Below are 18,341 nucleotides of genomic sequence, written 5' to 3'. Positions count from 1 at the left end.
GGCGTGGCGGGCGTCGCATCGATGGCGATGCCGACAGCGGTGCCCAGCCCGGTGCCAAGGCGGATGGCGACGCCGGCAAGCCGTCGGCCACGCCGCGCGCGGCCCGGCCCAGTGCCGGCAAGCCGACCGAGGTCACCGCCAACCGGGCCAAGAAGCCGGCGGCCAACGCACCGAAGGCATCGGCCGACGCCAAGCCGCCGGGCCTGCTGTCGCGCATCCGCCGCCGGCTCGAATCGGTGGTCAAGCGCGACCCGCGTTCGCCGGGCTGACCGCCGTTCTTTTGCCCCGACCGTAGGGTGGGCACCCCTTTGGTGCCCACCGTCCCCGCCGCGGCCGTGCGGTGGGCACTGAAAGCGTGCCCACCCTACGATCACTCGGGACTCGGGAAAGCCGAATCAAAGCGTAAAACCTGAAACCTGAAACCTAAAGCCGCGCCGCAAATCTAGCCATCACCGCCGCTGGCCCCGATACTCCCCGGCATCGTCTTCAACGGATACGCGATGAGCGTCCTGCGTTTCGACCATGTCAGCAAGCGCTACGGCGGCCACGAAGCCCTCAGCGAGGTCAGCTTCGAGGTCGCGGCCGGCGAGATGCTGTTCGTCACCGGGCACTCCGGCGCCGGCAAGAGCACGCTGCTGAAGCTGATCCACCTGAGCGAACGGCCGAGCCGCGGCGCGGTGGTGTTCGACGATCGCAACCTGCTCAAGGTCCGTGGCCGCCGGATCGCGCTGCACCGGCGAAAGGTCGGGGTGGTGTTCCAGGACCACCGCCTGCTGGCCGACCGCAGCGTCGCCGACAACGTCGCGCTGCCGCTGATCCTGCAGGGCCTGCGTCGCGCCGAGATCCGCAAGCGCGTGCGCGTGACGCTGGACAAGGTCGGCCTGCTCGCCCGCATCGACGCGTTGCCGGCGCAACTGTCGGCCGGCGAGCAGCAGCGCGTCGGAATCGCCCGCGCCATCGTCGGGCAGCCGGCGCTGCTGGTCGCCGACGAGCCCACCGGCAACCTCGACCCGACCCTGTCGGCCGAAATCATGGCGCTGTTCGAGGCGCTGCCCGAGCTCGGCACCAGCGTGCTGGTCGCCAGCCACGACCTGGCCCTGGTCAAGCGCATGCGCAAGCGCGTGATGGTGCTCAACGGCGGCCGGCTGGTCGATGACATTCGGCCGGAGGACCTGGCCGAATGAGCCCATCGAGCACGACGCCAGCCAGCCCGAAGCCAGCCGGCCAGACGGCATCGCACCCGACGCCATCGCAGCCGTCGCGCTCGCGCCTCGGCACCTGGCTGGACCACCACGTCTTCAGCCTGGTCGCGAGCCTGGGCCGCATGCTGCACAAGCCGGGCTCGGCCGCGCTGACCATCGGGGTGATGGCGGTCGCGCTGGCGCTGCCGCTGGGGCTGTGGGCGGCGCTGGGCAACATCGAGCGCTTTGCCGGCGAGGTGCAGGAGGCGCGGCAGATCAGCGTCTTCCTCAAGCCGGACATAACGCTGGCACGCGCCGACGCGCTGGCCGCCGAGTTGCGCACGCGCGAGGACATCGCCGCCATAGAGCTGCGCACACCCGAGCAGGGCCTGGCCGAACTGCGCGAGATCAGCGGCCTGGACGAGTCGATCGCCGCGCTGTCGATTGAAGGCGGCGGCGGCGACAACCCGTTGCCGAGCCTGCTGGTGGTGACGCCGACCGGCGACGAACGCGTGCTCGCGCAATCGCTGCAGACCCTGCCCGAGGTCGATCTGGTGCAGCACGACGCCGCCTGGCGCGAGCGCCTCGATGGCTGGCTGCGCTTCGGCACCCGCCTGGCCTGGGTGCTGGCGGCGCTGCTCGGCCTCGGCGCGCTGCTGGTGGTCGGCAACACGGTGCGCCTGGACATCCAGCAACGCCGCGAGGAGATCGCCGTGCTGCAACTGCTGGGCGCCACCGACGGCTTCATCCGCCGCCCGTTCCTGTACCTGGGCGGGTGCTACGGACTACTCGCCGGGCTGCTCGCGCTGGCGCTGCTGGGTGCGGCCGGGCTGGCTTTGCGCGCGCCGCTGGCCGAGCTGGCGCGCAGCTACGGCAGCGGTTTCGAGCTGGCCGGCTTTGCGTTGCGCCACGCGGCTGCGATGATCGTCGGTGCCGGCGTGCTCGGCTGGCTCGGCGCCGGCCTGGTCACCGGGCACTACCTGCGACAGACCCGGCCGACCGAGACCTGACGCACCCCCAATGACCACCATCTCGTGACCATCGAAAGCAGCAACCTGCGCCACGTCGACACCACCGCCCCGCGGGTGATGGTGGTCGACGGCTCGCGCCTGGTGCGCAAGCTGATCGGCGACGTGCTCGCGCGCGAGGTCGCCGACATCCGGCTGATCTCCTGCGGCAGCATCAAGGAGGCGCGCGCCGCGCTCGAGGCCGGCCCGGTCGACCTGGTCACCACCGCCCTGTCGTTGCCCGACGGCGACGGCATCACCCTGGCGCGCACCGTGCGCGAGGCCTCGGGGCAGAGTTACGTGCCGATCATCGTGATCTCCGGCGATGCCCAGGCGCACCTGGAATCGCGCCGCTTCACCGAGGACGTCACCGACTATTTTGACAAGGCGCTCGGCCACAGCGCGCTGGCCGCGTTCATCCGCGGCTACGTGCAGCCGCAGCCGATCCCCGGCGCGCGCGTGCTGTACGTCGAGGACAGCCGCGTGGTGGCGCTGGCGACCAAGCGCATGCTCGAGCGCCACGGCATGACCGTGCTGCACTTCAACGGCGCCGAGGAAGCACTGGAGCACCTGGAAGCCCATCGTGGCCAGGACGATACCGGCGCCGACCTGGTGCTGACCGACGTCTACCTCAAGGGCGAGCTCAGCGGCCATGACCTGCTGGCACGGCTGCGCAGCGATTTCGGCTACGGCAAGCGCCGCCTGCCGGTGCTGGTGATGACCGGCGATGCCAATCCCGACAACCAGAGCGGGCTGCTGCGCGCCGGCGCCAACGACCTGGTGCTCAAACCGATCGAGGAGCGCCTGCTGGTGACCAAGGCCCTGTTCCAGCTGCGGCTGTCGCGCTTGCCGGAGCAGCGCAGCTTTCACGCGTGATCCACCCAGCAGGATCTGTAGGAGCGGCTTCAGCCGCGAACCGGAATCGGTTTCAGGTGGCGCTGGCCGTTCGCGATAACCAGGCTACTCAGCAGGTCCTATTCCGCGCGAACCGAAAAGCTCGCGGCTGAAGCCGCTCCTACAGATCAATGACCGAGGACGAGGAGGCGCTGATGGCCGACGACCGGATCAAGCTCGAACCCTCCTGGAAGGCGCGCGTCGGCGACTACCTTGCCCGCGACGACATGCAGGCGCTGGCGGCGTTCCTGCGCGAGCGCAGCGCCGCCGGCAGCCGGATCCATCCGCCGGCGGCGCAGATCTTCGCTGCGTTCGAGGCGACCCCGTTCGATAGGGTCAAGGTCGTCATTCTCGGCCAGGACCCGTACCACGGTGCCGGTCAGGCGCACGGGCTGTGTTTTTCGGTGCAGCCGGGCATCGACGTGCCGCCATCGCTGCTCAACGTCTACAAGGAGCTGCAGCGCGACCTCGGCATCGCCCGGCCCGACCACGGCTGCCTGCTGCCGTGGGCACGCCAGGGCGTGCTGCTGCTCAACAGCGTGCTGACGGTCGAGGGCGGGCGCGCCGGCAGCCACCAGGCCCGCGGCTGGGAGGGCTTCACCGACCACGTGGTGCAGACCCTGGACCGCGAACGCGAAGGGCTGGTGTTCCTGCTCTGGGGCAGCTACGCGCAGTCCAAGGGCCGGGTCATCGACGCGAGCCGGCACCGGGTGCTGAAGGCGCCGCATCCCTCACCACTGTCGGCCCACCGCGGCTTCCTGGGCTGCGGGCATTTCTCCGCGGCCAACCAGTACCTGGCGCGGCGCGGCCAGACGCCGATCGACTGGTCGTTGCCGCCGCGCTGCGATCTTGACGCGACCGTATCGTCCGCTGCAGTCGCGAGTGCAGCCACGTGACCGTGCCTTCGAGCCGCGCAGGCCGAGGCGTCCGCCGGTACCGGAGGATCTGCTCATGACCGCAGCCGTGCCCCGCCGCGCACTGGTCACCGGAGGCAGCGGCGATCTCGGCGGCGCGATCTGTCAGCAGCTCGCGACCGATGGACTGCATGTGATCGTGCATGCCAACGGCAACCCTGCGCGCGCGCAGCAGGTGGTCGATGCGATCCACCACGCCGGCGGCAGCGCCGAGACGGTCGTGTTCGACGTGGCCGACGGCGAGGCGACGCGCGCGGCGCTCGCGGCGTTGCTGGACGGCGGGCCGATTCAGGTCGTGGTCAACAACGCCGGCATCCACGACGATGCGCCGATGGCCGGCATGGCCGAGGCGCAGTGGAAGCGAGTCATCGATGTGTCGCTGCACGGGTTTTTCCACGTCACCCAGCCGCTGCTGCTGCCGATGGCGCGCACGCGCTGGGGCCGCGTGGTCAGTGTGTCGTCGGTCGCGGCGGTGACCGGCAACCGCGGCCAGAGCAACTACGCCGCGGCCAAGGCCGCGCTGCATGGCGCCTCCAAGTCGCTGGCGCGGGAGATGGCCTCGCGCGGGATCACGGTGAATGTCGTGGCGCCCGGCGTGATCGAGGGCCAGATGACCCACGACGCGTTTCCGCCGGAGGTCATCAAGCAGCTGGTGCCGGCCGGTCGCGCCGGGCGCGCCGAGGAGGTCGCCGCGCTGGTCGGGTTCCTGTGCTCGGACGCGGCTGGCTACGTCAACGGCCAGGTGATCGGGGTCAACGGCGGCATGGCGTGAGCGCGCGCAGCGGGGCGCCATCACTCCAAACCGACGCCGGGTGAGTAGCATCGGTCCTGGATCCGTGGCCGAAGAGGTGCCGAGATGCTCCGCTCCATCGCCATCGCCGCCCTGACCCTGCTGCTGGCCGCCTGCGCGACCTCGCACCTCATCACCGGCCAGCCGCGGCCGCCAATCGATCCCTCTCAGGTGCAGGTCTACTTCGCGCCGCCGGATGCGCCGTTCGAAGAGATCGCGCTGCTCGAAACCAGCAGCGGTGTATTCACCTACGGCGAGCAGAACAAGCTGGACTCGGTGATACAGAAGCTGCGCGAGGAGGCGGCCAAGCTCGGCGCCAACGGCGTGCTGTTCCAGGGCACCGCCGACGGCTACGGCAATTCCGGCGTCAGCGTCGGTGCCGGCGGCGGCAGCTTCGGTGGCAGCAGCTACCGCAGCGGCGGCGTCGGCGTCAGCGTCAGCCCGAGCAAGAAACACGCACGCGGCGTCGCGGTGTATTTCCCGAACCCGCCGCCCGGCGATTAAAAGGGCTTTGACGCGGATCAGAGCGAAAAAAAACGGATAGAGCCGAACGCGGGATAAAGCCTTATCCGTGTTTTTCCGCGTCGATCCGCGTCAAAAGCTTGCAAACCCGCTTCGAGCCCGGAGCAGGATGGGCTCGACTCGCCCTCCTACGCCGCGGCCGCGTACCACTGCGGCATCAATTGCGCGCATACCGGCGCATCGCCGTCGAGCATCGCCGCCAGGCCGTGATCGCCGATACCCGGGTGCTGTTGCCGCGCCCGCGCCAGCACCTCGCGGGCCAGCGCGTCCATCCGCGCCACGTTGTCGCCGATGCGTTGCACGAATGCCTCGTCGTCGAGCACGTCGCCGAGCGCACGGTTCATCTCGTAGAACCAGTCGATCTTGTACTGGTCGAGCATTCTTTGATCGAGCAGGCCGGCATCCGGCGCCCCCTGGCCAGCTCCGGCAGCATCCGGCTGGCCCGCTGCCAGGTTGCGCTCGCCCCATTCGCGCACCAGGCGCTGGATCGCCGCGTTGAGTTGGCTGCCGCGCGCGAACTGCGGACGCAGCCGCCCCAGCGTGGCCACGTCGCACTGGCGCCTGGCGAAGAACACCGGCGCCAGCAGCGCCCAGTAGAAGGTGTAGTCCCAGATCACCTTGACCGGGGTCACCTGCGCATCGCCGAGCAGCGGGTACTGGTCCTGGTACAGCGGCAGCATGTTGTCGTAGAACGAGAAGTACAGCTGCTGGTAAATCTCGGCATACGGCGCGAACGGCGTGCCGGCGCGGTCCCTGCCGATCAGGTCGCAGATGTACGTGTTGCTGATCGCGATGAAGTCGCTGCCCGGCGAGTAGAACGGGTCCAGGAACAGGCCGGCCTCGCCGGTTAGCGCCCAGCGGTCGCCGGAGAACACCTGCTTGCAGCCGTAGGAGAAGTGCCGCAGGAACGCGAAGTCCTGCAGCGGATGCTTGTCCTGATCGAGCGCGCGGGCGACGCGCGGCTGGTGCTCGCGCAGCCAGGCCATCGCCTTGGCGTGCGTGTTCATCGTCTCCAGCGGGTGCATCTTGGCGTCGCAGACGATGCCCAGCGAGTGCGCGCCGGAGGCCAGCGGGATCAGCCAGAACCAGTAGCCCGGCCCGCACATGTGATTGGTCGACCGCCAGCGTTCCGGCGGCGTGCAGCGTTGCAGCCAGTCGGCATCGTCGGACCAGTCATCGGGATCGATGGTGCCCTCGACCCGCCACCACACCGCGTTGGCATCGTGCTGGTTTGGCTTGGCGAGCTCGAGCTTGCGCTTGAGCAGGCCGGCGCGGCCGGAGGCATCGACCAACCATCGCGCGGCAATCGATTGTGCCTCGCCACCGCGGTCGTAGCGGATCACATGCGGCGCGGCCTGCGTGTCGATGTCGACACCGCGCACCACCGCACCGTCGCGGAAATCCACCCCGAGCGCTCGCGCCTGTTCGCCGAGGAAGTTCTCGAAACGGCCACGATCGAGCTGCCAGGACGGCGTCGGCAGCAACTCGCTGACGCCCAGCTCGGTGCAGCGGTCGATATCCTCGCGGCCCTCGCTGAAGAAGAAGCGGAACCCGAACTTGCGGATCTGCTCGGTTTCCAGGTGCTCGCGCAAGCCGAGCACCTCGGCGAAGTAATGCGCGCCGATTTCGACCGTGGATTCGCCGACCTTGAACGCGCCCTCGTGCACCGGATGGGCGTTGCGTTCGAGCACCACCACGGCGGTCGCTGGATCGCGCTGCTTGAGCTGGATCGCCAGGCTCAGCCCGGCCAGGCCGCCGCCGAGGATCGCCACGTCGGCGCATGTGACGTCGGTGACAGTCGCATTCATTGGGTCTTGGCCAGTTTGGGCGGCGGCGCGGTGGCGAACTCGCCGCTGGGATCGTCGATCAAGGGCGGCTGGTCACGCAGGCCGCGGTAGACCTCCAGCATGCCGCCCCGGCGCAGCACCTGCATCGCCAGATGGCAGGTGATGCGGCCGAAGTCGCGCATCGGCCGGAAATGGCTGGCGCGGAACTGCTCGCCCGGACTGTCCGCACTGGCGTCGGCGCACTGGTAGCGCGACTCGATCGGCACCGAGACGCAGCGCGTGCCGAGCAGTCGCGCCGCCGAGATCAGGATCTGCGCCTCGAACACGAAGTCCTCGCCAGGCACGTCACCGAGCGCGGCGACGCGCGCCGGGTAATAGCGCTGGCCGCTCTGGGTATCGGCAATGCGGTAGCCGGTGCCCCAGGCGATGCCCCAATCGCCGAAGTGGTTGGCGATGCGCCGGTAGGCCGGCTGCCGGTCGCGCCGGCGCAGCCGCGCGCCGATGACGATGTGGTCGGGGTAGCGCTGCGCGGCATCGAGCAGGCGCGGGATGTCGCGGGCCAGGTGCTGGCCGTCGCCGTCCATCGTCACGATGCCCTCGAAGCCGCGATGCAGCGCCTCGGCAAACCCGTCGCGCAGGCTCGCGCCCTTGCCCATGCGTCGCTCGTGGCGCAGCAGGGTGACCGGCAGGTCGGCGATCGCCTCGGCGGTGCCGTCGTCGGAGCCGTCGTCGACCACGATCACGTGCGGGCACTCGGCCAGCGCGCCCTCGACCACGCCGCGGATGCGCAGCGCCTCGTTGAGCGCGGGGATCACCACGGCGATGGTGTTGCGGTCAGGCATGGGCAGGTTCCAGTGCGGGTTGCAGCGCCGGGGTCAGCACGACCCGCAGCACCCGGCCGGGCCCGGCGCCGAGCGCCAGCTCTTCGTACGCCAGCCCGTCGTACGCCACCGTGGCAGGTTCCACCCGGACCGGCCGGGCGGCGAGTGCATCCAGCAACGGCAGCATCGGCGCCATCGCGTTGCCACCGGCATGACGGGCCAGCGGGCCAACCGCGGCCGAGGGTTGGCCATCGGCGAGTGCGGCCTGCAGGCGCGGCAGGTCGCGGCGGGTGCTGCGCGACAGCACCAGCGCCGCACCGAGCAGGCCTTCGCTGCGCGAGACGTGTGCCAGCGGCCCGGCCGAGGCGCCGTCGTAGCCGACCAGCAGCACCGCATCGCTGCCGGTGGCCAGTTGCGCCAGCGCGTCGAGCAGGCCCTGCGCGAACGTGGCACTCAGCGCGCTGATCGCGTTGGCCGGCTGCATCGCGCCGGTGCCGATGGTCCAGTAGCCGGCGGCGGCGTTGTGCACCGAGTTGTGGAAGCGCGTCGGCGAGATCGTGCGCGGCGCGCTGGCCAGCGTGCTGCACATGTAATCGGTGATGCCCAGATCGCCGTGGGTGGAGGCGAATACCGACGGCAGCGTGGCCGGGTCGCGGCCCGCCGCAGTGCATGCGGCGAGCGCAACCTCGAGTGCGACCGCGACGGTTTCCGGCGCGCGGCGGCGCTCGTTCGGCGCGAGCAGTTGCGGCGAGGGCCGTGCGGGTGCGTCGGCGACCAGCGCGCCGCCACGGGCGAACGCGCGCGCGGCGTCCCAACTGGGCAGGCCGCGGGCCCAGAAGCCGATGCCTTCGATGGTGGCGGTGAGGGTAGTCATTGGGTGGCTCCCGACGTGCACGTCGGTAGCTGGTGTCGCCACATCACGATGCGCTTCATCGATCCGCCATCCTCCAGAGCCGTCATCCCCGCGCAGGCGGGGACCCAGTGACTTTGCTTCTGCGGCATGCAAGCAAGAGCAAGAGCTTCCGCCTGAAGGCGGGTCACTTTCTTTAAAGGGCCAAAGAAAGTAACCAAAGAAAGGCCCTTCCTCGACACAGCTCCCGTGCGGGCGCGGAGTAGCGCGGGGATTTTCCGACTCGCCATCCTTGGCTCGATCGGAAAACGGCGTGCATCCATGCACGCCGCCCTCCGGGTCTTCAGGCATGCGATGGACGACGACGGACCGCGAACAAGCAAAGGCAAAGTCGGCGGTGGCGAATGTATCGACATCACACGCGCCCAAACACCAGCGAACAGTTGTTGCCGCCAAAGCCGAACGAGTTGTTCATCGCGTAGCGGATCTCGCGTTGCGCGTTGTCGAAGCGGATCTGCGGCCCGCAGGCCGGGTCGCGCGTGGTGCTGTTGAGGATGCCCGGCAGCGTCCCACGCTCCAGTGCCAGCAGCGCGATTACCGACTCGACGATGCCGGCCGCGCCGAGGGTGTGGCCGGTCCAGCCTTTGGTCGAGCTGGCGTGCAGGGTGTCGGGGAACAGCGCATCGACCGCGCGCGCCTCGATCGCGTCGTTGGCCGGGGTCGCGGTGCCGTGCAGGTTGAGGTAGCCGACCTCGCCCGCGGCAATGCCGGCGCGCGCGAGGGCGTCGCGCATCGCATGACGCGCGCCCAATCCCTGCGGGTGCGGTGTGGACATGTGGTGGGCGTCGCTGGACTCCCCGAAGCCGCGCAGTTGCGGGTCGCCGTCCTCCGGCGCCGCGCGTTCGAGCACCGCGAAGCCGCCGGCCTCGCCGAGCGACAGCCCAAGGCGCTCCGCGTCGAACGGCCGGCACGGGTCGGCCGCGACCAGCTGCAACGCGTTGAAGCCGAACAGCACGCTGCCGCACAAGGTGTCGACCCCGCCGACCAGCGCGGCGTCGGCCAGGCCGGCGGCGATCAACCGGGAGGCATGGGCGAACACCTTGGCGCTGGACGAACATGCGGTGGCGACGGTGACGCAGGGCCCGCGCAGGCCGGTCGCGTGCTGCACGAACCCGCCGAGCGAATGCGGCGTGTGCGCCACCGGGCGATCGAGGTCGGGCGGGAAGCGGCGGTCGCCGTCGGGGCCGTCGAGCCGGGTGTAGGCCTCCTCACTGGCGCCGATGCTGGAGGTCGAGGTGCCCAGCACCAGCGCCACCCGCTCGGCGCCGTGCCTGTCGACCATCGCGCTGATCGCATCGAGCACGCCATCGTGCTGCAGCGCCAGCCAGGCGAGGCGGTTGTTGCGGCACTCCCAGCGCGCGAACCGCGCCGGCAGCGGCGCGTCTTCCAGCCCATCGACGCGGCCGATCCAGCACGCCAGCGGCGTTTCGCCGCCGGGCAGGGCGCCGAAATCGTTGCGCCGCAACCCGCTGCGGCGCGCGGCAAGCGCCTCGGCCTGCGCTTCGCGGCCGCGACCCAGCGCGGTGGTCGCGGTGTAGGCGCGGATGGCGAGCGGTGCCATTGCGCTGGGCGTCGGGAGGGGCGGCGTCGACGTTGCGGGCACTCGTGTTCCTGAACGTTGCCTCCGGCGATGCCCGGAGTATAGCCAGCGTGCCCGGACGCGTCGCCGCAGCTGACTGCCGCGCTGCGCATCCTGCAGCGGCAGGCCCGTCGAGACGTGCCGGCGAGACCCGACGTCCAGCGGCGCGCCGTCTAGAATGGCGCCATGAACCTGCGACCCTATCTCGGCCAATGGCCGACCCTCGGTGACCGTGTCTACGTCGATCCCGCCGCCACCGTGATCGGTGACGTGACCCTGGGCGAGGACGTGTCGATTTGGCCCGGCTGCGTGGTGCGCGGCGACGTCAACTCCATCAGCATCGGCGCACGCACCAACCTGCAGGACGGCACCATCGTGCACGTCACCCACGAGGGGCCGTTCACCCGCCCCGGCGGCATCCCGACGGTGGTCGCCAACGACGTCACCATTGGCCATGGCGCGATCATCCACGCCTGCACGCTGGAGGAGTTCTGCCTGGTCGGCATGGGCGCGCGGATCCTCGATGGCACCGTGGTGCGGCGATACGGTTTTGTCGGCGCCGGTGCGGTGGTGCCGCCGGGCAAGACCGTGGGCGAGGCCGAGCTGTGGCTGGGCAATCCCGCGCGCTGCGTGCGCAAGCTCGGCGAGCGCGAGATCGAGCAGCTGCGCTACAGCGCGCAGCACTACGTGCGCCTGAAGGACCGCTATCTGCAATCGTCTCCCGGGTAACTGCCGCGCGCTCGGCTCCCTCCGCTTGCACAGCAGAGGGAGGAGTCCTGCACCGCGCCTTGGCCGGTGCCGGCCGCCACGTTTACAGTCGGGGACACCGCTACACGCACAGGGGAGCGCAAGGACGATGCGATCAGCAACCAGCAGTGGCATGACGCCGCGGTGACCCGATGGCGAACCCGTGCCGACAGTGATGCTTGATACCTACCGCGAAGTGGTCACGCCCGAAGGTGTCGCGCTGCACCTGCCGGCGGCGGGGCCGGTGCCGCGCGCGCTGGCGTGGGCGCTGGACCTGGCGATCCGGCTCGTTCTGGTAGTGGCCGGCGGCACCGTGCTGGCGCTGCTGGGACGCAGCGGCGCGGGCTTGTACGCGGTGCTGCTGTTCACCGTGTTCTGGCTGTACCCGATCGTGTTCGAGGCGGCCTGGAACGGCTGCACGCCGGGCAAGCGGTTGCTCGGCTTGCGCGTGATCGCCGGCAACGGCGCGCCGGTCGGCTGGCTGGCCGCGTTCACCCGCAACCTGCTGCGCGTGGTCGACGTGCTGCCGTTCGGTTACGCCTGCGGCCTGATCGCCAGCCTGGCCGATCCGTGGGGACGCCGGCTGGGCGACATGGTCGCCGGCACACTGGTGGTGCATGTCGAGCGTGCACACGTCGCCTCGGTGACCCCCGATGTCGCCCCGCTGAATTCACCGCTGCCGCTGTTGCCACACGAGCAGGCGGCGCTGATCGCGTTCGCCGAGCGTGCGCCGCAGCTCGCGCCGGCGCGCCAGGTCGAGTTGGCTGAATTCGCCGAGCCGCTGGTGGGCGCCCGTGGCGCGCTGGCGGTGAGCCGGCTGCACGGCATCGCCCTGGGCCTGGTGGGCCGGCGGTGAAAGCCGGCGACGGGGAGCACGCGGCATGAGGCAGGCGACATGAAGCAGGAGCGCTTCGTCCAGCGGCACCAGGCCGAGTGGCTGGCGCTGGAGCGCTGGCTCGACGCGCGCGGCCAAGCGCGCGCGGCGCGCCGGCAGCGCCACGGCTGGGACGGCATCGCCGACCACGAGATGCCGGCGCGCTACCGGCGCCTGTGCCAGCAACTCGCGCTGGCGCGGCGGCGCGGCTACAGCCCGGTGCTGACCGCGCGGCTGCAGCGCATCATGCAGCGCGGGCACGGCGTGCTGTACCGCACGCCGGCGCCGCGCTGGCAGCGCATCGCCGAATTCCTGCTGGCCGGTTTCCCGCGGCTGGTGCGGGCCGAGCGCGGCTGCATGGCCGCGGCGGCGGTGCTGTTCTGGCTGCCGCTGATCGCGGTCTACGTCGCGATCCAGTTCCGGCCCGAGTTCGCCAGTGCGATGTTCGATCCGGAGCAGCTCGCGCAGTTCGAGTCGATGTACGACCCGGAGCGACTGGCCGACCCCGAGCGCAAACTCGGCCGTGACAGCGGCAGCGACTTGATGATGTTCGGCTACTACATCTGGAACAACATCAGCATCGGCTTCCGCAGCTTCGCCAGTGGCCTGCTGGCGGGGGTCGGCACGGTCGTGGTGCTGTTGTTCAACGGCCTGATGATCGGCGGCATCGCCGGCCACCTGCAGGCGGTCGGCCACGGCGAGCCGTTCTGGCGCTTCGTGGCGGGCCATTCGGCGCCCGAATTGATCGGGATTGTCATCGCCGGCGGCGCCGGCCTGCGGCTCGGGCTGAACCTGGTCGCGCCGGGCCGGCGGCGCCGCATCGATGCGCTGATCGACGGCGGCCGCCGCGGTGCGCGGTTGTCGCTGGGGGTGCTGGCGATGCTGCTGTTCGCCGCGTTCGTGGAGGCGTTCTGGTCCTCGATCGGATGGATGCCGGGCTGGGTCAAGTACAGCGTCGGCGGCGGTCTGTGGATGCTGACGCTGGCGTGGCTGTGGCGCGGCGGCCGCGGCTGGGTGGGCGGCGATGACGACGGCGCGACGCCGGCATGAACATCGAGTCGCTGACGATTGTCTTGCGCCCGCGCTCGGCCTGGGAGGCGGTCGAGCTGGGCAGCGCACTGGTGCGTCGCCATGCCGGCGCGATCTGGAAGCCGTGGCTGCTACTGAGCGTGCCGGTGCTGTTGCTGCTGAACGCGCTGGCCTTCGCGCTCGATGCGATCTGGCTGGCCGGCCTGCTGATGTGGTGGCTCAAGCCGGTGTTCGAGCGCATCCCGCTGTACGTGCTGTCACGCGGGGTGTTCGGTGATGTGCCGGCGTCGCGCCAGACCCTGCATGCGCAGCTGCGCTGGGGCGCAGGCTGGCTGCTGCCTTACCTGAGCTGGCGACGGCTGGGACCGGCGCGTTCGCTGTACCTGCCGGTCGACCTGCTCGAAGGCGGCGTCGGCGTAGCCGCGCGGCAACGCCGTAGAGCGCTCGGCGGGCCGGCCTATGGCGTGGCCGGGCTGGTCACGCTGGTCGGCCTGAACTTCGAATTGGCGCTGCTGCTGGGCGCCATTGCGCTGGGCCTGATGTTCGTGCCGACCGAATGGCTGCCCGAATCGGCGCGGCTGCTCGGCAGCCTGTTGCTGGACCAGCCGGCCTGGGTGCAGCTCGCGCTCAATGCGCTGGCCTGGGCCGCCAGCAGCGTGATCGGGCCGTTCTACGTCGGCGCCGGCTTCGGCCTCTATCTCAACCGGCGCACCGAACTGGAGGCCTGGGACATCGAACTGGTGCTGCGCCGGCTGCGCGCGCGCCTGGCGGCAGGCGCGAGTACCGCGCTGCTGGTGCTGGTGGTGGCCTGCGGCTGGCCGGCGCAGGGGTGGGCGCAGGCGCCGGCTGCGCAGTCGCCCGCGCAGCAGTCGGTGGAGTCCTCGGTGGAGTCGGACACGGCCGCCGCGGACGGGCGCAACCGCCGCGTCGCCGCCACGCCCGACCGGCACAGGAAGGACGCGGCGACGTTGCCACAGGTGTTCCGCGGGCCGCTGGCCGACGATGCCTCGCTACGCCAGGCGGTCGAACGCGCCTACGCCGACCCCTCGGTCAGCCCGCGGCGCCAGGTCACGCGCTGGCAGCGACGCGGCATGAGCGATCCGGACCGCGCGCTCGATCCGGCGCCGTGGCTGTCCGCGTTCGGCCGCGCCATTGCGGTGGCGGGCGAGATCGGCCTGTGGCTGCTGTTCGGCGCGCTGGTGCTGGCGCTGCTGGTCACCGCGCCGCGCTGGATGAAGTGGCTGCGCGCCACCGCCGCCGAGCAGCGACGCGAACCCACCGGCCTGCAGCGGAGGGTGGCCCCGGCGATCGCGCCGCTGCCGGCCGAGGTCGCGGCTGCGGTGCGGCAGTTGTGGCAGGCGGGCGAGCAACGCGATGCGCTGGCGCTGCTGTACCGCGCCAGCGTCGAGGCGATGGTCGCGCGCACCGGCGCGGCCCTGCCACCAGGCGCGACCGAAGCCCAATGCCTGCGTGCGGCGCGCAAGCTGCCGCTGGCGCAGGACCGGGAGGCCTTCGAGCAGGTCGTGCGCATGTGGCAGTACGCCGCGTATGCGCAGCGGTTGCCAGGCGAAGAGGCATTCACCGCGCAGCTCGACATCGCCAGCCGTCGCTTCGGGTGGGCAGGCGGAGCGGCGGCATGACCCGGTTGCGCGCCACCCTGCTGGTGATCCTGGCGCTGGTCGCGGCCGGCGGGCTCGGCACCTGGTGGTGGCAGACCCATGAACGCGTCCAGCTGTGGATCGACCTGCCGCAGCGCGGCGAGGTCACCTACAACCCGCTGTACGTGCTCAAGCTGGCCCTGCGCAGCGATGGCGTGCAGGTGCAGTCGCGCCAGCGCCTGCAACTGGACGAGGTGAGCCTGGGCGCGCGCGACACGCTGGTGCTGCTCAACGATCCGCGCCGGCTCTCGCAGCGCGAGACGACGGTGCTGCTGGACTGGATTTCGCAAGGCGGCCACCTGCTGGCGCGCACGCCGCCGCCGAGCCAGTTCCAGGCCGGCGACCCGGTGCCGCTGCTGCAGGGGCTCGGCGTACGCCCGCGCACCGACACTACGCCCGAATGCATCGCCCTGCAGGTGCCCGGGGAGCCGCCACACAGCGAGTTCTGCCAGGGCCGCCGCTTCGACCTCGACCACGCCACCACGGGCAGCCCGCGCTGGGGCAACGACGCCGCCGGCTACGTGTACGCGCGCCTGGCCCACGGCGCAGGGCACGTCGATGTCCTCGCCGATCTGGACTTCCTGGGCAACGAAAAGCTCGAGGACGGCCCGCACATCACCCTGGCCCGGCAACTGCTCGCGCCCAATTACCGCGCCGGCACCGTGCACGTGGTCTATGCCGCGCAGATGCCGTCGCTGTGGATGCTGCTGCTGCGTCACAGCTGGATGGCCTGGCTGCCGCTGGGATTGCTGCTGATCGGCTGGCTGTGGCGCCGCATGCAGCGGTTCGGACCCGAACTGCCTTCGCCCGCGGTCGAGCGGCGGTCGCTGCTGGAGCACATCGCCGCCAGCGGCGAGCACACGTATCGCTATGGTTACGCCCACCTGCTGCACGCCGCCGCGCGCGACGCATTCATGGCACGGTTGCGGCGTTCCGACCCGCAGGCCGCTGCGCTGGAAGGCGCGGTGCAGGTCGGCCTGATTGCCGAACGCCTGCAGCGCCCGCACGCGGAGATCCGCGACGCGCTGGCCACCCCCGCGGCCGGCGACCACGCCGCCTTCCGCACCCGCATCGCCACCTTGATACGACTGAGAAACCAGCTATGACGACCGACTTTTCCGCGCCCGCCACCGGCGGGGCAGATGCCGCCGCTCCCAAGGCGACCACGCCGGTCACCGGCGCCGCACTCGCCGAACGCGTGCAGGCGGTGCGCGGCGAAGTCGCCAAGGCCTTCATCGGCCAGGCCGAGGCGCTCGACCAGGTCCTGATCGTGCTGCTGGCCGGCGGCCATGCGCTGATCGAAGGCGTGCCGGGCCTGGGCAAGACCCTGCTGGTACGCGCGCTGGCCAGGGCGCTGGACTGCAGCTACGCGCGGGTGCAGTTCACCCCCGACCTGATGCCCAGCGACATCAGCGGCCATGCCGCCTGGAATCCGAAGACAGAAACCTTCGACATCCGCCGTGGCCCGGTGTTCACCCACCTGCTGCTGGCCGACGAGATCAACCGCGCGCCGGCGAAAACCCAGTCGGCGCTGCTGGAGGCGATGGCCGAGCGCCAGGTCACGATCGAGGGCGCCAGCTTCGAGTTGCCGCCGCCGTTTCTGACCCTGGCCACGCAGAACCCGGTCGAGCAGGAGGGCACCTATCCGCTGCCCGAGGCGCAACTCGACCGGTTCCTGCTCAAGGTGCTGATCGACTACCCGAGCCGCGCCGACGAGATCCGGATGGTCGCGGCGATCAGCCACGGCCGCAGCGCGGCGGACTTCGACCTCTCCAAGGTGCAGCGCGTGATCGGCCCGGCCGGCATCGTCGCGATGCAGCACGGCACGGCACTGGTGACCGTGGACGAGGCGGTGGTCGACTACGCGGTGCGGATTGTCGGTGCCACCCGTGACTGGGCCGGCATCGCCCTGGGCGCCGGCCCTCGCGGCAGCCTGGCGCTGGTGCGTGCGGCGCGCGCGCAGGCGGTGCTGGCCGGGCGTGATTTCGTCACCCCCGACGACATCCGCGCGATCGCCAAACCGGCGCTGCGCCACCGCATCGCGCTGGCGCCGGAGCTGCAGATCGAGGGCCAGTCGCCCGACGATGTGCTGCAGGCGTTGCTGGCCAAGGTCGAAGCGCCGCGGCAATGAGCCAGGCCGCGCGGCCCGCGTCGCCAGCCGATCGGGCGAGCACGCGCCACGTGCCGCGGCCGGCACCGGCGCTGCTGGCGTGCCTGCTGCTTTGGAGCTTGCTCGGGCTCGCCGCCAGCATCGGCTGGATCGGCGGTCCGGCATGGCGCCTGGCCGGCGCGGCGCTGGTGGTGGCCTCGCTGCTCGATCTCGCCACGCTGTTGCGCCGGCCGACCCCGCGGGTGGTGCGGAGCATGCCCGACACCTGGCCGATCGGGGTCGAGCGCAGCGTCGCGCTGACGCTCGACAGCCCCGCGCGTGGCCAGCGGCTCGACGTGTTCGACCTTCATCCCGGCGGCTGGGCGATGCACGGCCTGCCGCGCCGGCTGGCGCTGCGCCGCGGCGCATCCAGCCAGCTCGACTACCAGCTGCGCGCCAACGCGCGTGGTGATTTCGAGTTCGCTGGCGCGCAGCTGCGGCTGCTGTCGCCGTGGCGGTTATGGTCGCAGTCGCGCATCGCCGGACAGGCGCAGCGCGTGCGCGTGTTTCCCAATTTCGCGCCGCTGGCGAAGTTCGCCATGTTCAGCGCCGAACAGGCCTCGCGGCTGCTCGGCGCGCACCTCAAGCGGCGCCGCGGCGAGGGCACCGACTTCCGCCAGATGCGCGAGTACCGCACCGGCGACAGCCTGCGCCAGATCGACTGGAAGGCCACCTCGCGCGCGCGCCGGCTGATCTCGCGCGAGTACCAGGACGAGCGCAACCAGCAACTGGTGCTGCTGCTCGACACCGGCCGCCGGCTGCTCGCACGCGATGGCGAGCTGGCGCATTTCGACCACGTGCTCGATGCGGCGCTGGTGGTCGGCTACCTGGCCTTGCGCCAGGGCGATGCGGTGGGCCTGCTGGCCAGCGGCGGCACGTCGGCATGGGTGCCGCCCAGGCGCGGGCTGCAGACCATCGATGCCCTGCTGCGGGCGAGCTACGCGCTGCAGCCGCAGCCGGTCGCGACCGACTTCCTGGCCGCCGCCACCGAGCTGTCGTTGCGCCAGCGGCGGCGCTCGCTGGTGATGCTGATCACCAACCTGCGCGACGAGGACATCGACGACCTGATGGCCGCGGTGCAGATGCTGCGCAAGCGACACCTGGTCTGCATCGCCAGCCTGCGCGAGGACTCGCTGGACACCGCGCTCGGCGCCGAAGTGCACGACCTGCCCGGCGCCATCCGCGCCGGCGCGACCGCGCAGTACCTGCAGCAGCGCAGCGCCGCGCACGAAGCCCTGCGCAGCCGCGGGGTGATGGTGCTGGACGTGACCTGCGCGCAGCTGGCGGCCTCGCTGGTCGAGCGCTATTTAGCGATCAAGCGCGACGGGCTGTTGTGAGCCGCCGCGCCTTCGCGGCCCCCCTGTAGGAGCGGCTTCAGCCGCGAGCCTTTCGCCCGGCACGCCAAGTGCGGGAGGAGGACTCCCTTGTAGGAGCGACGTAAGTCGCGACAGCGCAACCCCGGCCACTGGCGTTATCGCG

At 71.0% G+C, this 18,341-nt stretch carries 18 protein-coding genes; 14 read left to right on the top strand and 4 right to left on the bottom strand.

Annotated features, from left to right (window positions below; translation table 11 throughout):
* The 7 genes from ACJQWM_RS13520 to ACJQWM_RS13490 all read left to right on the top strand — a co-directional run.
* A partial coding sequence (locus tag ACJQWM_RS13520; RefSeq protein ID WP_411306894.1) for a hypothetical protein occupies positions 1 to 269 on the top strand: 269 nt, incomplete at its 5' end.
* Positions 270 to 500: 231 nt separating this feature from the next.
* Positions 501 to 1,184: a cell division ATP-binding protein FtsE gene (gene ftsE, locus ACJQWM_RS13515; protein WP_332705945.1), complete on the top strand. Its 684-nt coding sequence runs from the start codon at positions 501 to 503 to the stop codon at positions 1,182 to 1,184.
* Complete coding sequence (ftsX, locus tag ACJQWM_RS13510) at positions 1,181 to 2,191, top strand: permease-like cell division protein FtsX (protein ID WP_332705948.1); 1,011 nt, start codon at positions 1,181 to 1,183, stop codon at positions 2,189 to 2,191. The genes ftsE and ftsX overlap by 4 nt, the downstream gene beginning before the upstream one ends.
* A 30-nt stretch (positions 2,192 to 2,221) precedes the next feature.
* On the top strand, positions 2,222 to 3,064 hold the full coding sequence (locus ACJQWM_RS13505; protein ID WP_332706043.1) for a response regulator: 843 nt from the start codon (positions 2,222 to 2,224) through the stop codon (positions 3,062 to 3,064).
* Positions 3,065 to 3,213: 149 nt separating this feature from the next.
* The gene (ung, locus tag ACJQWM_RS13500; RefSeq protein ID WP_332705951.1) at positions 3,214 to 3,978 is read left to right on the top strand and encodes a uracil-DNA glycosylase; all 765 of its coding nucleotides are present in this window, start codon (positions 3,214 to 3,216) and stop codon (positions 3,976 to 3,978) included.
* A gap of 55 nt (positions 3,979 to 4,033) precedes the next feature.
* Complete coding sequence (gene fabG, locus ACJQWM_RS13495) at positions 4,034 to 4,768, top strand: 3-oxoacyl-ACP reductase FabG (RefSeq protein WP_332705954.1); 735 nt, start codon at positions 4,034 to 4,036, stop codon at positions 4,766 to 4,768.
* Between the two features lie 84 nt (positions 4,769 to 4,852).
* Complete coding sequence (locus tag ACJQWM_RS13490; protein ID WP_332705957.1) at positions 4,853 to 5,290, top strand: hypothetical protein; 438 nt, start codon at positions 4,853 to 4,855, stop codon at positions 5,288 to 5,290.
* A 146-nt stretch (positions 5,291 to 5,436) separates the two neighbouring features.
* On the opposite strand, the gene ACJQWM_RS13485 is transcribed toward ACJQWM_RS13490, so the two are convergent.
* The 4 genes from ACJQWM_RS13485 to ACJQWM_RS13470 all read right to left on the bottom strand — a co-directional run bounded on the left by ACJQWM_RS13485 (position 5,437) and on the right by ACJQWM_RS13470 (position 10,387).
* Positions 5,437 to 7,116, bottom strand: coding sequence for an NAD(P)/FAD-dependent oxidoreductase (locus tag ACJQWM_RS13485; protein ID WP_332705960.1), 1,680 nt, complete (start codon positions 7,114 to 7,116; stop codon positions 5,437 to 5,439).
* Positions 7,113 to 7,937 carry a glycosyltransferase family 2 protein gene (locus ACJQWM_RS13480; RefSeq protein WP_332705963.1) on the bottom strand — a complete coding sequence of 275 codons (825 nt, stop codon included), beginning with the start codon at positions 7,935 to 7,937 and terminating at the stop codon, positions 7,113 to 7,115. Before ACJQWM_RS13480 ends, ACJQWM_RS13485 begins: the two co-directional genes overlap by 4 nt.
* Complete coding sequence (locus ACJQWM_RS13475) at positions 7,930 to 8,790, bottom strand: beta-ketoacyl synthase chain length factor (RefSeq protein ID WP_332705966.1); 861 nt, start codon at positions 8,788 to 8,790, stop codon at positions 7,930 to 7,932. Before ACJQWM_RS13475 ends, ACJQWM_RS13480 begins: the two co-directional genes overlap by 8 nt.
* 391 nt (positions 8,791 to 9,181) lie before the next feature.
* Positions 9,182 to 10,387, bottom strand: coding sequence for a beta-ketoacyl-[acyl-carrier-protein] synthase family protein (locus ACJQWM_RS13470; RefSeq protein WP_332705969.1), 1,206 nt, complete (start codon positions 10,385 to 10,387; stop codon positions 9,182 to 9,184).
* A gap of 204 nt (positions 10,388 to 10,591) precedes the next feature.
* On the opposite strand from ACJQWM_RS13470, the gene ACJQWM_RS13465 reads away from it, so the two are divergent.
* The 7 genes from ACJQWM_RS13465 to ACJQWM_RS13435 all read left to right on the top strand — a co-directional run bounded on the left by ACJQWM_RS13465 (position 10,592) and on the right by ACJQWM_RS13435 (position 18,199).
* Positions 10,592 to 11,134, top strand: a complete 543-nt coding sequence (locus tag ACJQWM_RS13465; RefSeq protein ID WP_332705973.1) for a gamma carbonic anhydrase family protein — start codon at positions 10,592 to 10,594, stop codon at positions 11,132 to 11,134.
* A 181-nt stretch (positions 11,135 to 11,315) separates the two neighbouring features.
* On the top strand, positions 11,316 to 12,008 hold the full coding sequence (locus tag ACJQWM_RS13460) for an RDD family protein (protein ID WP_332705977.1): 693 nt from the start codon (positions 11,316 to 11,318) through the stop codon (positions 12,006 to 12,008).
* Positions 12,009 to 12,047: 39 nt separating this feature from the next.
* Complete coding sequence (locus ACJQWM_RS13455) at positions 12,048 to 13,076, top strand: stage II sporulation protein M (RefSeq protein ID WP_332705980.1); 1,029 nt, start codon at positions 12,048 to 12,050, stop codon at positions 13,074 to 13,076.
* On the top strand, positions 13,073 to 14,695 hold the full coding sequence (locus tag ACJQWM_RS13450; protein ID WP_332705983.1) for a DUF4129 domain-containing protein: 1,623 nt from the start codon (positions 13,073 to 13,075) through the stop codon (positions 14,693 to 14,695). The genes ACJQWM_RS13455 and ACJQWM_RS13450 overlap by 4 nt, the downstream gene beginning before the upstream one ends.
* Positions 14,692 to 15,819 carry a DUF4350 domain-containing protein gene (locus ACJQWM_RS13445; RefSeq protein ID WP_332705986.1) on the top strand — a complete coding sequence of 376 codons (1,128 nt, stop codon included), beginning with the start codon at positions 14,692 to 14,694 and terminating at the stop codon, positions 15,817 to 15,819. The genes ACJQWM_RS13450 and ACJQWM_RS13445 overlap by 4 nt, the downstream gene beginning before the upstream one ends.
* On the top strand, positions 15,816 to 16,844 hold the full coding sequence (locus ACJQWM_RS13440; RefSeq protein WP_332705989.1) for an AAA family ATPase: 1,029 nt from the start codon (positions 15,816 to 15,818) through the stop codon (positions 16,842 to 16,844). The genes ACJQWM_RS13445 and ACJQWM_RS13440 overlap by 4 nt, the downstream gene beginning before the upstream one ends.
* Positions 16,841 to 18,199, top strand: a complete 1,359-nt coding sequence (locus ACJQWM_RS13435) for a DUF58 domain-containing protein (protein WP_332705992.1) — start codon at positions 16,841 to 16,843, stop codon at positions 18,197 to 18,199. Before ACJQWM_RS13440 ends, ACJQWM_RS13435 begins: the two co-directional genes overlap by 4 nt.
* Positions 18,200 to 18,341: the final 142 nt, after the last annotated feature.

The sequence above is a fragment of the Novilysobacter longmucuonensis genome (genome assembly GCF_046600735.1).
GTDB lineage: Bacteria > Pseudomonadota > Gammaproteobacteria > Xanthomonadales > Xanthomonadaceae > Novilysobacter_A > Novilysobacter_A longmucuonensis.
This window is presented reverse-complemented; position numbering and strand designations above follow the sequence as displayed.

What these genes read in the sequence shown, in the direction of transcription:
- ftsE (WP_332705945.1), top strand. Translation starts at nt 501, where the DNA reads ATGAGCGTCCTGCGTTTCGACCATGTCAGCAAGCGCTACGGCGGCCAC.
- ftsX (WP_332705948.1), top strand. Translation starts at nt 1,181, where the DNA reads ATGAGCCCATCGAGCACGACGCCAGCCAGCCCGAAGCCAGCCGGCCAG.
- ung (WP_332705951.1), top strand. Translation starts at nt 3,214, where the DNA reads ATGACCGAGGACGAGGAGGCGCTGATGGCCGACGACCGGATCAAGCTC.
- fabG (WP_332705954.1), top strand. Translation starts at nt 4,034, where the DNA reads ATGACCGCAGCCGTGCCCCGCCGCGCACTGGTCACCGGAGGCAGCGGC.
- ACJQWM_RS13490 (WP_332705957.1), top strand. Translation starts at nt 4,853, where the DNA reads ATGCTCCGCTCCATCGCCATCGCCGCCCTGACCCTGCTGCTGGCCGCC.
- ACJQWM_RS13485 (WP_332705960.1), bottom strand. Translation starts at nt 7,116, where the DNA reads ATGAATGCGACTGTCACCGACGTCACATGCGCCGACGTGGCGATCCTC.
- ACJQWM_RS13480 (WP_332705963.1), bottom strand. Translation starts at nt 7,937, where the DNA reads ATGCCTGACCGCAACACCATCGCCGTGGTGATCCCCGCGCTCAACGAG.
- ACJQWM_RS13475 (WP_332705966.1), bottom strand. Translation starts at nt 8,790, where the DNA reads ATGACTACCCTCACCGCCACCATCGAAGGCATCGGCTTCTGGGCCCGC.
- ACJQWM_RS13470 (WP_332705969.1), bottom strand. Translation starts at nt 10,387, where the DNA reads ATGGCACCGCTCGCCATCCGCGCCTACACCGCGACCACCGCGCTGGGT.
- ACJQWM_RS13465 (WP_332705973.1), top strand. Translation starts at nt 10,592, where the DNA reads ATGAACCTGCGACCCTATCTCGGCCAATGGCCGACCCTCGGTGACCGT.
- ACJQWM_RS13455 (WP_332705980.1), top strand. Translation starts at nt 12,048, where the DNA reads ATGAAGCAGGAGCGCTTCGTCCAGCGGCACCAGGCCGAGTGGCTGGCG.
- ACJQWM_RS13450 (WP_332705983.1), top strand. Translation starts at nt 13,073, where the DNA reads ATGAACATCGAGTCGCTGACGATTGTCTTGCGCCCGCGCTCGGCCTGG.
- ACJQWM_RS13445 (WP_332705986.1), top strand. Translation starts at nt 14,692, where the DNA reads ATGACCCGGTTGCGCGCCACCCTGCTGGTGATCCTGGCGCTGGTCGCG.
- ACJQWM_RS13440 (WP_332705989.1), top strand. Translation starts at nt 15,816, where the DNA reads ATGACGACCGACTTTTCCGCGCCCGCCACCGGCGGGGCAGATGCCGCC.
- ACJQWM_RS13435 (WP_332705992.1), top strand. Translation starts at nt 16,841, where the DNA reads ATGAGCCAGGCCGCGCGGCCCGCGTCGCCAGCCGATCGGGCGAGCACG.